At 64.7% G+C, this 11,766-nt stretch carries 12 protein-coding genes; 8 read left to right on the top strand and 4 right to left on the bottom strand.

Going from position 1 to position 11,766, the window contains the following annotated elements:
• Positions 1-3 precede the first annotated feature (3 nt).
• The 3 genes from JQ566_RS29120 to JQ566_RS29130 form a co-directional block, all read right to left on the bottom strand.
• Positions 4-786, bottom strand: a complete 783-nt coding sequence (locus JQ566_RS29120; protein WP_212378802.1) for an alpha/beta fold hydrolase — start codon at positions 784-786, stop codon at positions 4-6.
• A gap of 4 nt (positions 787-790) precedes the next feature.
• On the bottom strand, positions 791-2,086 hold the full coding sequence (locus JQ566_RS29125; protein ID WP_212378804.1) for an O-acetylhomoserine aminocarboxypropyltransferase: 1,296 nt from the start codon (positions 2,084-2,086) through the stop codon (positions 791-793).
• Positions 2,087-2,236: 150 nt separating this feature from the next.
• Positions 2,237-3,037: an IclR family transcriptional regulator gene (locus JQ566_RS29130; protein ID WP_212378806.1), complete on the bottom strand. Its 801-nt coding sequence runs from the start codon at positions 3,035-3,037 to the stop codon at positions 2,237-2,239.
• A gap of 141 nt (positions 3,038-3,178) precedes the next feature.
• Here JQ566_RS29130 and JQ566_RS29135 point away from each other — a divergent pair, with 141 nt between their 5' ends.
• The 6 genes from JQ566_RS29135 to JQ566_RS29160 are packed head-to-tail and all read left to right on the top strand — an operon-like array spanning position 3,179 to position 7,795.
• Positions 3,179-4,144, top strand: a complete 966-nt coding sequence (locus tag JQ566_RS29135; RefSeq protein WP_212378809.1) for a Bug family tripartite tricarboxylate transporter substrate binding protein — start codon at positions 3,179-3,181, stop codon at positions 4,142-4,144.
• 3 nt (positions 4,145-4,147) lie between these two features.
• On the top strand, positions 4,148-4,765 hold the full coding sequence (locus JQ566_RS29140; RefSeq protein WP_212378811.1) for a flavin reductase family protein: 618 nt from the start codon (positions 4,148-4,150) through the stop codon (positions 4,763-4,765).
• A 53-nt stretch (positions 4,766-4,818) separates the two neighbouring features.
• On the top strand, positions 4,819-5,679 hold the full coding sequence (locus JQ566_RS29145; protein ID WP_212378813.1) for a fumarylacetoacetate hydrolase family protein: 861 nt from the start codon (positions 4,819-4,821) through the stop codon (positions 5,677-5,679).
• Positions 5,680-5,682: 3 nt separating this feature from the next.
• Positions 5,683-6,486, top strand: coding sequence for a 2-oxo-hept-4-ene-1,7-dioate hydratase (gene hpaH / locus JQ566_RS29150; RefSeq protein WP_212378815.1), 804 nt, complete (start codon positions 5,683-5,685; stop codon positions 6,484-6,486).
• A 25-nt stretch (positions 6,487-6,511) separates the two neighbouring features.
• On the top strand, positions 6,512-6,907 hold the full coding sequence (locus JQ566_RS29155; protein WP_212378816.1) for a RidA family protein: 396 nt from the start codon (positions 6,512-6,514) through the stop codon (positions 6,905-6,907).
• 12 nt (positions 6,908-6,919) lie between these two features.
• Positions 6,920-7,795 (top strand): amidohydrolase family protein, encoded by an 876-nt coding sequence (locus tag JQ566_RS29160; protein WP_212378818.1) that lies wholly within the window; start codon positions 6,920-6,922, stop codon positions 7,793-7,795.
• Positions 7,796-7,982: 187 nt separating this feature from the next.
• Here the strand turns inward: JQ566_RS29160 and JQ566_RS29165 are convergent, their stop codons facing one another.
• Positions 7,983-8,990 (bottom strand): LLM class flavin-dependent oxidoreductase, encoded by a 1,008-nt coding sequence (locus JQ566_RS29165; protein ID WP_212378820.1) that lies wholly within the window; start codon positions 8,988-8,990, stop codon positions 7,983-7,985.
• Positions 8,991-9,143: 153 nt separating this feature from the next.
• Between JQ566_RS29165 and JQ566_RS29170 the strand changes: the two genes are divergently transcribed.
• Positions 9,144-9,620, top strand: a complete 477-nt coding sequence (locus JQ566_RS29170) for a Crp/Fnr family transcriptional regulator (RefSeq protein WP_212378822.1) — start codon at positions 9,144-9,146, stop codon at positions 9,618-9,620.
• A 198-nt stretch (positions 9,621-9,818) separates the two neighbouring features.
• Positions 9,819-10,607: a class I SAM-dependent methyltransferase gene (locus JQ566_RS29175; RefSeq protein WP_212378824.1), complete on the top strand. Its 789-nt coding sequence runs from the start codon at positions 9,819-9,821 to the stop codon at positions 10,605-10,607.
• The last annotated feature ends 1,159 nt before the right edge of the window (positions 10,608-11,766 follow it).

Genomic DNA, 11,766 nt, shown 5'->3' on the forward strand with positions numbered 1-11,766 from the left:
CGCCTAGCCCTTCAACGCCGCCAGCAATTCATCCGGGCGCTCGGCCATGATCATGTGGCCGGCGCCGGGCACCACGACTGTCTTTGCATGCGGGATCGCGGCCGCAAGCGCCTTGCCGGCCTTGGCCGGTGTCATCATGTCCCGCTCGCCCAGGATCAGCGTCGTCGGCACCTTCACGCTCGCCGCAGCGGTGAGCGCATTCGTATAGGAGTTGCAGGCGGACAAATCCTTGAACAGGACGCCCGGCTCGCAAGCCTTCAGCACCGCCTGCGCGCCGCCATGCATCCACAGACCCGGCGCGAGGCTGCCGCCGAGTTCCGCGTTGAAGCCGAGGCCCCAGATCGAGACCATGTCGTTGGCATCCTGCGAGTTGGCTTCGGCGGCTTTCAAGAGATCCGGACCCACCGTCATGGTCGCGGCGGTGCCGATCAGGCTCAGCGCCGAGACCTTGTCGGGATGGCGTGCCGCGGTCTCCAGCGCGATCAGCGATCCCATGGAGTGACCGATCAGATGCGCCTTCGCAGCTCCCGCCGCATCGAGTAGCGCCGCCGTCCAATCGGCCATCTCGGCGATGCTGCCGAGTGAAGGTCCGGCCGAGCGGCCGTGGCCGGGCAGATCGGGCGCGAGAACGGAAAAACCATGATGGGCGAACCAGCGCGTGTGCAGCGCCCAGGTCGAATGGTCGAACCCGGCGCCGTGGATGAAGACGACCGCGGGCAGGGACTTGTCGAAGTCGCGGCCGCCGGTTGCGACAAACACATCGGTGCCGTTGACGGAAAGCTTCATGGTGTCAGGCCTTTTGCGAGATGCGCAGCGCTTGGTTGAGGTCGTCGATGATATCGCTTGCCGTCTCGATGCCGACCGAGAGCCGCACCAGCTCCTCGCCGACGCCGGCGGCCTTGAGCTGCTCGGCGTCCATCTGCTGATGCGTGGTCGAGGCGGGATGAATCACCAGCGTCTTGGCATCGCCGACATTGGCGAGATGGCTGATCATGCGCAGCTGTTCGATGAACTTGCGCCCCGCGGGCCGGCCACCCTTGATGCCGAAGGAGACGATCGAACCGGCGCCGCGCGGCAGCAGCGTCTTGGCGAGCTGATAGTCGGGATGGGTCTCCAGCGACGGATGCAGCACCCAGTCGACAGCCTTGTTGGACTTCAGCGCCTCCAGCACCAGGTGCGTGTTCTGCATGTGGCGATCCATGCGGACGCCCAGCGTTTCCACGCCCTGCAATAGCTGGAATGCGTTGGTCGGCGACAGGCAGGCGCCGAAATCGCGCAGGCCTTCGGTGCGGGCGCGCATGATGAAGGCGGCCGTGCCGAACTGCTCGTCGAAGACGATGCCGTGATAGCCGCCATAGGGCTCGGTCAGCACGCCGAACTTGCCGGAGCCGCGCCAGTCGAAGCGGCCGCCATCAATGATCGCGCCGCCGATCGCGATGCCGTGGCCGCCAATCCATTTGGTCGCCGAATGCATCACGATGTCGGCACCCAGCTCGATCGGGCGGCTGAGATAGGGCGTTGCAAAGGTGTTGTCGATCAGCAGCGGAATCTTGGCCTCATGCGCGATCGCCGCGACTTTGGGAATGTCGAGCACCTCGAGCCCGGGGTTGCCGATGGTCTCGCCGATCACGAGCTTCGTGTTCGGCTTGATCGCCGACCGGAACGCGTCGAGATCGCGTGGTTTCACAAATGTCGTGGTGATGCCGAAGCGCGGCAGCGTGTGCGCCAAGAGGTTGATGGTGCCGCCATAGAGCGAGCTCGACGCCACGATGTGGTCGCCGGCATTGAGCAGCGTCGCGATGGCCAGGTGCATCGCCGCCTGGCCGCTTGCGGTGCAGATCGCACCGACGCCGCCTTCCAGCGCGGCGAGCCGCTCCTCCAGCACGCCGGTCGTGGGATTGGAGATGCGGGTATAGATGTGGCCGGCGCGCTCCAGGTTGAACAGCGCGGCGGCGTGGTCGGAATCCTGGAACACGTAGGACGTGGTCTGGTAGATCGGCACCGCCCGGGCGCCGGTCGTGGGATCCGGATGCTGGCCCGCATGCAGGCTCAGGGTCTCGAAGGCAGGCGGTTTTGGTGCGGGCATGCGTGGCCTCGTTGGTCGGTCGGCGGAGGGGGCGTTGTGCCACAAAAATGCGTATGAAGTCAGCCATTGACAGCGCCGCGTTCGCGGTGCGCCCCCTCGCCCCGCTTGCGGGGAGAGGCGAAGGACCGCCGGCTGAGCGCTGGACTGTGATTACCCCCCAATCGCCTGCTCGATGATCCGCGCCTCCCGCAGCAGAATCTCCGCCACCTCCTGCTCGCGCCTTGGCCCAAGCCTCGTGCGAACGGCGGAGACGGTCATCGCCGCGGCGGGCTGCCCGTCCGGAGTCTTGATCCAGGTCGAGATCGATTTCGTCCCCTGCACCAGGCCGATCTCTCTCATGCCGTATCCCAGCCGTCGCGCGGCGGTGACCTCGCCGAGCACCGTCGCGACGTCGGTCCGGTAAGCCTCGAACCGCTTCTCGTTCGCTGCGACGATCTTGCGCGCCTCCGGCGCCGGCATCGCGGCGAGGATGGCGACGCCGGCGCTGGAGACGCCGAGCGGCCGGCGCGCGCCGATCTCGATCGACAGCACCTGGATCGGATAGATTCCGATCCGGCGATCGACGCAGAGCGTGTCGTTGCCGGTGCGCACCGTCAGGAACAGCGTGTCGCCGATTTCGGTGGAGGCACGTTGCAGCGACGGATTGGCGGCGATCTGCAGCCGCGACGGCCGCGGCCGTGCCAGCGCCAGTTCCGGCACCTGGTTGCCGATCGCGTAGCGGCCGCTCCTGCCATGTCGCTCGACGATGCCTTCCTCGATCAGCACGTGGACGATCCGATGTACGGTCGGGCGGGTGAGGCCCGTCGCCCGGACCACCTCGGCCAATGGCACACCGTCTTCGCGACCCGCAGCAAGGATGCGCAGCACCGCGAGCGCGCGCCGGATCGCCTGTGCGCCCTGTCGCGGTTCCACGGCGCTGCGGGCGGATTTCGCTGAACGTCTCTTGTCCATAATATGGACAAGAACGCCACAATTAGCTCGACAGGGCAAGCGCGCATCTGGAGATTGCGCTCGAATCGGAATGCCTTTTGAGCTGTCTTGCGCGACGTCAGGGCGTTCGAAGTGAGTTGGAAGCGCTGCCGGGAGGTTAACATGAGATTAATCTGGATTGCCATAGCTGCCGTCACTGCGATGCTGGCCGCGCCGGCGTCGGGCCAGCAATGGCCGGCGCGCAACGTCAAGCTGATCGTGCCCTATCCCGCCGGCGGCAACGTCGACAGCGCCGCGCGCATCGTCGCCGACAAGCTCCAGGAAAAGCTCGGCCAACCCTTCGTCATCGAGAACAAGGCGGGCGCCGGCGGCATGATCGCGGGCGAAGCCTTCGCGAAGTCGGCGCCCGACGGCTACACGCTGTTCGTCGGCGCCAACGGCCCGGTGCTGTTCGCGACCGAGATCAACAAGCGCGAAGCCTATAACTGGAAAAAGGACTTCATGCCGATCTCGACGATCTCGATGACGCCGCTGGTGCTCGAGGTTCATCCGTCGGTGCAGGCGACCACGCTCAAGGAGTTTCTCGATCTCGCCAAGCGCGAGCCCGGCAAGCTGACCATGGCTTCGCCCGGCCCCGGCACCACCAATCATCTGCTCAGCGAGCTGATGCAGTCCAGCCTCGAGCTGCAATGGGTCACGGCGCATTACCGCGGCAATGCGCCGGCCATCAACGATCTCCTGGGCGGCCAGGTGCAGTTCGCGTTCGACCAGCTCACGGTCAGCCTGCAGCACATCAAGGCCGGTCTGTTCCGCGCGCTCGCCGTCACCTCACCGCATCGCCTGAAGTCGCTGCCGGACGTGCCGACCTTCGCCGAGCTCGGCTACAAGGATCTCGACGGCCAGACCTTTACCGGCCTGTTCGCGCCATCAGGCACGCCGGCGCCGATCGTCGACAAGCTGCACGAGACGCTGGTTGCGATCCTGAAGGACCCCGCCGTGATCGACAAGTTCGAAAAGCTCGGCGGCGAAGCCACGCCGATGACGCCGGGCGAATTCAAGGCCTATCTCGAGCGCGAGGACGCCAAGTGGATTCCGGTGGTGCGCAAGGCCAATATCAGGGCGGATTGATCGATGCGGATCGATCCCACCGAGCTCGGTGCCGAGCGCATCTACCGGCTGATGACCGGCATCGTGGTGCCGCGCCCGATCGCCTGGGTGGCGAGCCTGTCGCGCAGCGGCGTGCTTAACCTCGCCCCCTTCAGCGCCTTCACCTTCGTCTCGCAGAAGCCGCCGATGCTCGCCATCAGCGTCGGCCGCAAGGGCGCCGACTACAAGGACACCGCGCACAACATCCTCGATACCGAGGAATATGTGATCCACATCGCCGACACTCCGCTGATGTCGGCGGTGCACGACAGCTCCGTCGAGCATCCGCCTGAGATCAGCGAGGTCGAGCATCTCGGGCTGGAGACGCTGCCCTGCGAGCGCATCAAGGTGCGCCGGCTCGCCGCCGCGCCGGTCGCGATGGAGTGCCGTTTCCGGCAGTGCCTCGAATTCGGTGATGCGAAGAGCCGGCTCATCGTCGGCGAGGTCGTCATGTTCCACATCCGCGACGGCCTCGTGAATGACGGCAAGGTCGAGACCAAGGCGCTCGACCCGATCGCACGCATCGGCGGCCCGCGTTACGCCCGCCTCGGCGAGATCGTGACGCTCAACACCGTCTTCCAGACGCCCAAATCGAAAGACTGAGCGCGCGGGTCTGTCTCGGGCCCAGCTGCCTCAAGATCATTGGAGGAAATACAATGCGACTCCTGAGCTATCTCGTGGACGGCGAGCCGCGCTACGGCGCGGCCGTCGAAGGCGGCGTGGTCGATCTGACCAAGCGCATCGGCCGCGACTTTTCCGATGTGAAGGCGCTGATCGCGGCGAATGCGCTCGCCGATGCGCAGGAGGTCGTCGCCGGACAGAAGCCGGACTATACGCTGGACAAGCTCGTCCTGCTGCCGCCGGTGCTGGCGCCGGAGAAGCTCTGGTGCATCGGCGTCAACTACGCCGAGCGCAATGCCGAATATAAAGACAGTTCGGACCTGCCCAAATATCCCAGCCTGTTCGTCCGCAGCATGTCCTCGATGACCGGCTCCGGCCAGCCGATCGAGAAGCCCAAGGTTTCGGACCAGCTCGACTATGAAGGCGAGCTGGTCATCGTGATCGGGCAGGGCGGTCGCCACATCCCGCGGGAGAAAGCCTGGTCGCACATCTTCGGCATGACGCTGTGCAACGAGGGCACGATTCGCGACTGGCTGCGCCACGGCAAGTTCAACGTCACGCAGGGCAAGAACTTCGACCGTTCCGGCAGCATCGGCCCGTGGATCGTCACGGCGGACGAGCTCGATCCGCGCGGTCCGCACGACATCGTCACGCGCGTCAACGGCGAGGTGCGGCAGCAGGACACGACGGAACGGCTGATGTTTCCGTTCGACTTCCTGATCTCCTATCTCTCCACCTTCGCCACGCTCAAGCCCGGCGACATGATCGTGACGGGCACGCCGACCGGCGCGGGCGCGCGCTTCGATCCGCCGCGCTGGCTGAAGGTCGGCGATGTCGTCGAGGTCGAGTCGAGCCGCATCGGCGTGCTCCGTAACACCGTGGCCGCGGAGCAATAGATCATGCTGGATGTTGCGACGATCGAACGCCTTGCCGCGCGCCTCGACGAAGCCGAGCGCACCAAGGCGCTGATCCCGATGTTCTCGAAAGAGTACCCCGACTTCAGCATCGAGGATGCCTACGCCATCCAGCGCGCCTGGACGAAGCTCCAGCTCGGCCGCGGCCGCGTCATCAAGGGCCACAAGATCGGCCTGACCTCGAAGGCGATGCAGAATGCGGTCGGCATCAATGAGCCCGATTACGGCGTGCTGTTCGCCGACATGTTCTATGCCGACGCCACGCCTGTTCCATTCGACCGCTTCCACGCGCCGCGCATCGAGGTCGAGCTCGCGTTCGTGCTGAAGGCGCCGCTGCGCGGGCCCGATTGCACCATCTTCGACGTACTCAACGCCACCGATTACGTCACGCCCGCGCTGGAGATTCTGGAGACGCGCATGCATCGCGTCGATCCTGAAACGGGCAAGACGCGAAAGGTCATGGATACGATCTCGGACAATGCGGCCAACGCCGCGCTGGTGCTCGGCGGCCGGCCGATCCGCCCGATGGATGCGGACCTGCGCTGGATCGGCGCGCTGCTGTTCCGCAACGGCGAGGTCGAGGAGACCGGGCTTGCCGCCGGCGTGCTCAATCACCCCGCCAACGGCATCGCCTGGCTTGCCAACCGCCTCGCGCCGCACGACGAACATCTCGCCGCCGGCGAGGTGGTGCTGGCGGGATCGTTCACGCGTCCGGTCGACATCCGCCGCGGCGACACCTTCCATGCCGACTACGGTGCCTTCGGCTCGGTGTCGTGCCAGTTCGTCTGAAGCAACAACAAGCAGGGAGCGCACCATGACGGGTGAAACGCGGCGCAAGAGCATTCACATCGGCGGCTTCAAGCACGTCAATCCGATCCCGAACGCCTGCCGCATCGGCAATCTCGTGATGTCGGGCGTCATCCTCGGCCGCGATCCTGCGACCAATGCGATGCCGGAGAGCCTCGACGCCCAGTGCGCCAACATGTTCGCGCACATGAAGGCGACGGTGGAGGCCGCCGGCGGCACCACCGACGACATCATCAAGATGACGGTGTGGTTGAAGGACCGCGGCAACCGCGGGCCCATCAATGTCGAATGGCTGAAGATGTTTCCGGACGAGCATTCCCGGCCCGCGCGCCATGCGCTGCCGATGGACAACATGGATGGCGGCGCGCTGGTGCAGTGCGACTTCACCGCCGTGATCGACTGAAGGAGCGTTTGCATGCCGACCTATCTGCCGTTCGATCCCAATCCGCGCCGGCCGGTGAAGGCGCCGCCGCCCAAGACCATCGACAGCCAGTTCCACGTGCTGGGTCCCATCGACAAATATCCGGAGCGTCCCGGCGCCGCCTATCGGATGCCGACCGCGACCTGGGAAGCGGCGCTGCGCATGCACAAGGCGCTCGGCATCGAGCGCGGCATCATCGTGCAGACCACGACCTACGGCGCCGACCACGCCGTCGTGCTCGACGGGCTCAAAGCGATGGGCCCGAACTATCGCGGCTGCGCCAATGCCTTGGTGTTCGCCGAAGCGAGCGACTCTTATCTCGCCAAGCTGCATGACGCCGGCGTGCGCGGCGCCCGGTTCAGCTTCCGCCAGGAGCTCGGCGCGGTGCTGTCGGACGCCGATTTCGCCCGCGCCATCGCCCGCATCCGCGAGCTCGGCTGGTACGTCAAGATCCAGCCGGAGAAGGACGGCATCATGTCGAGCGTCGCCAAGTACGAGAATCTCGACGTCCCCGTGCTGATCGACCACATGGCGCGCCCTGATCCGGAAGCCGGCAAGGCCGACCCGAACCTGCGCAAGATGCTGGAGCTGCTCGACAAGGGCAATTTCTGGGTCATGCTGTCGCTCGGCGAGAAGACCTCGAAGACCGGGGCTCCCTACGACGACGTGGTCCCGATCGCGCGTGCCTATATCGAGGCCGCTCCCGACCGCTGCGTCTGGGCCAGCGACTGGCCACATCCGGTCTCGGTGAAGCAGCCGCCCAACGACGCCGATCTGTTAGAGCTGATGTACCGCTACGCCCCCGACCAGACGGAGCTGGAGAAGATCCTGGTGCACAATCCGGCCAAGCTGTTTGGGTTTGCGGATTAGCGGGCGCGAGAGGATTGGGCTGAGCAGCTCGCCACGCGCGCGGTGCGCCCCCTCTCCCGCGTGCGGGAGAGGGTTGGGGTGAGGGCTCTTTCCTCTAGGGGATTGTCCTATTGCGGAGACACCCTCTCCCCAACCCTCCCCCGCAAGCGGGGGAGGGAGCGCACCTTCACCTTGGCGCGATCCCGCCTCACACCGCCGGCTGCTTCGCCAGCCGGTCCCGCACCTCCGCGGCGATCTCGAACGAGCGCAGCCGCGCGGTGTGGTCGTAGATCTGGCCCGTGGTCATCAATTCGTCCGCGCCGGTCTCCGCGATCAGCGCCTTCAGCTTCGCTTCCACCACATCAGGCGAGCCGACTGCCGAGCACGCCAGCGCTTGCGCAACGCCAGCCTTCTCTGCCGGCGACCACAGCGCGTCCATGTCGCCAGTCGGCGGCGGCAGCGGCCCCGGCGTGCCGCGGCGCAGATTGATGAACTGCTGCTGCAGCGAGGAGAACATCCGCTGCGCCTCCACGTCGCTGTCGGCAGCGAACACGTTGACGCCGACCATCGCATAGGGCTTGTCGAGCTGCACTGACGGCTCGAAGCGCGCGCGATATTCGCGCAGCGCCGGCATCATCATCTGCGGCGCGAAATGCGAGGCGAAGGCGAAGGGCAGGCCGAGCATGGCCGCCAGCTGCGCGCCAAACGTGCTCGAGCCCAGGATCCAGAGCGGCACCTTCGTCCCCATGCCGGGCACGGCGCGGATCGCCTGGTTCGGCTGCACGTCGCCGAGCAGCGCCTGCAGCTCCAGCACGTCATGCGGAAAATTCTCGGACGTGGTGGCGAGGTCGCGCCGCAGCGCCCGTGCGGTGAACTGGTCGGTGCCCGGCGCCCGCCCGAGCCCGAGATCGATCCGCCCGGGATAGAGCGATTCCAGCGTGCCGAACTGCTCGGCGATGACCAGCGGCGAATGGTTCGGCAGCATGATCCCGCCGGAGCCGACGCGGATCGTCTTGGTCCCGCCCGCGACATGGCCGATCACCACCGACGTCGCCGCGCTCGCGATCCCCGTCATGTTGTGATGCTCGGCCAGCCAGAAGCGTTTGTAGCCCCAATTCTCCGCGTGCTGGGCGAGATCGAGCGAATTGCGGAACGCTTGCGCCGCATCGCCACCCTGGCGGATGGGGGCGAGGTCGAGGATGGAGAAGGGGATCATGGGGGTACCGGGGGAGGAGGTATGGGCGATCAAGGCTCACATGTAGTGTCAGCGCGCAGGATGGGTAGAGCACTTGCGAAACCCATCCTGCCTCCGCGCAGAAAGCGCGATGGGTTTCTTGCCGCGGTCAGCGGCGGGGCGTAACCTCACGCAATGACCGTCGCGGCCCCCGATCTGAAAGCGTTCCTGCTGGCGACGCCGTTCTTCGGCGGTCTCCCGGATACGAGCCTCGACCTGTTGATCTCGATGCTGGTCGAGTGCCGCTTCGATGCCAACGCGACCGTCGTGGCCGAGGGCGAGCCGGGGCGCTCGATGTTCATCGTCAAATCTGGCCGGCTCGTGGTGAGCAAACGGACGAATTCGGGGCGCGTCGTCCCGATTTCCCGTCTGGAGCGTGGTGATTTCTTCGGCGAGATGACGTTGATCGAAATGCAGAACCGCTCCGCCACGGTGGTCGCGGAGGCGCCGACTGTGTTGTACGAGCTGACGGCCCAGAAGCTTTACGCGTGCTACAAGGCCGACATCCACGCCTATGTGATCGTCCTGCAGAACATCAATCGCGAGCTTTGCCGGCGGCTGCGCCGGGCAGACGATCGGTTTGCTGGACATCACGTGGGTGACGACAACTGATGATGTATAGCGCGTAGGATGGGTAGAGCACTTGCGAAACCCATCATGTTTCTATTCGCGCGAAGGAATTGATGGGTTTCGCTTCGCTCTACCCATCCTACGGCCTTTGTGCGCAAAATGGCGCGAGCCAAGGATCGTCGCAAGGATCGTCGCAAGGATCGTCAGCAAGGATCGTGATTGGGCTGGGAGGCTTCCAAGATGGCAGAGCAGACAATTCACTTCGACGACGGTGCTGCCTACGAGCAGATGATGGGAGTTTGGAGCCGCTTCGCCGGCGAGATATTCGTTGATTGGTTGGCGCCTCCTGCCGGTTTGCGATGGATCGACATCGGTTGCGGCAACGGGGCTTTCACTGAACTGTTGGTCGAGCGGTGCAGCCCCGTCGAGGTTCAGGGCATTGATCCCTCGGGAGAGCAGCTTGCTTTTGCACGGACACGACCTGCGGCGCGCGTGGCAAAGTTTCACCAGGGTGATGCCATGGCGCTCCCTTTCGCCGACGGCAGCTTCGATGCGGCTGTGATGGCCCTGGTTCTCGTATTCGTTCCGGATCCCGCCAAGGGCGTCAGCGAAATGGTGCGAGTCGTTGTCCCCGGCGGTACGGTCGTGACCTACATGTGGGACATGCTGGGTGGCGGCTTTCCGCTCGATCCGATCTACGATGAGATCAAAGCGATGGGCCTTGCGGCGACCCGCCCGCCGCGGATGGACGCCTCTCGCATGGAAACGTTGCGAGACCTATGGACCGGAGCAGGTCTCGAGGACGTTCAAACGCGAGAGATCACAGTGCACCGGACCTTTGCAAATTTCGACGATTTCTGGACAACAAACCTGAAGTCTCCTGCGCTTCGGCCTGCCGTTGCAGCGATGAAGCCCGCAGACGTCGAGACGCTCATCGCGCAGGTCCGTGCGCGCCTGCCGGCGGATGCCGATGGCCGCATCACCTGCAGCGCGCGCGCACACGCAATAAAGGGACGCCGGCCCAAATAACTGGGAGTGGGTAGGATGGGTAGAGCACTTGCGAAACCCATCAGTTTGCCATCGAGCAAGGTCTTGATGGGTTTCGCTTTCGCTCTACCCATCCCACGCTACTGTCGGTGGATGACGACAATTGATGGTGCGTAGGGGATAGAGCAGTTGCGAAACCATCATGTTTCGCCACTGAGCAAGGCCTCGATGGGTCTTGGCAATCACGACTTATCGTGCGCGTACTTCTCCAAGACCAGCCGATTATACTCATCTCTGACGGCTCTTCGGGAAATATGCCCCTTCCGGTCTTTGGCGATTTTCAGAAGGTCAGGGTTGGTCGGTGCCCTTGATTTCCGCCTGAATCTCGCAAAGAGCGGGGTCGCAGGCTCCGACAGCCTCCCAAACAGCTGGTCAAACCATCCCATGGTGTCCTCCCGGACAGGCTGCGAGTTACGAGACTATCACCATGAAATGAGGGGTCAACGCACAGCGTGACTGCACCTTTTCGAAGAGGCGCAACCGAAAGCTGACATCGATCGCAACGGTTCTGACCCGTCGGGCAAAACACCCATCTCCCGCCAAAACCTCGTCAACCCCCGCCAACAAAAATATTCCACTTTACCGAAATTCGGATTTGCGGCATTATTCCGCCATTCCGGTCCTCGAAGAGGGGCGATCGTACGTCGTAACGAACGTGGATCGGGGTGCGGTGGACGCGGCAGCGTCGGGCATGCGAGGCGGACCAGGGCGAGATGAACCTCGTGAGGTCTTGACTGGCGTGCGGACGGATGGCGCTATGTCCGGCGAAGCTGCTAAAGCGAAGCCGGGCCGACGCGTACGGCAAAACCGTGTGGTCCTGACCGTCGTTGCTACGGTCAAGCCTTGCGGAGATGCCTCGAGGCTCAACCGGGTCTGGAGGTATCGCCAATTCGCGAGGTGACGGAGGCCAGAAGGAACTCGGCTCCGGGGAGAGCAGGCATAAGCCGTCAAACCACTGCGCAGGGAAGGCCGTGTGTTGGGCTTCACCTGTATGCCGCTGTGCAGTTTTCTGCGTGTGCTTTCGCACAGTGGACCGTGGGTGCCAGCCGGCACCCGGCCTTCCCCATAGGCGTTAAGGTAGCGCAGGCATGGATTGATACCGACGTTTTCGGGGAGGCTCGCGCAGGTGCCGCCCAAGCGC

The sequence above is a fragment of the Bradyrhizobium sp. SZCCT0231 genome (assembly GCF_018130245.1).
GTDB lineage: Bacteria > Pseudomonadota > Alphaproteobacteria > Rhizobiales > Xanthobacteraceae > Bradyrhizobium > Bradyrhizobium japonicum_F.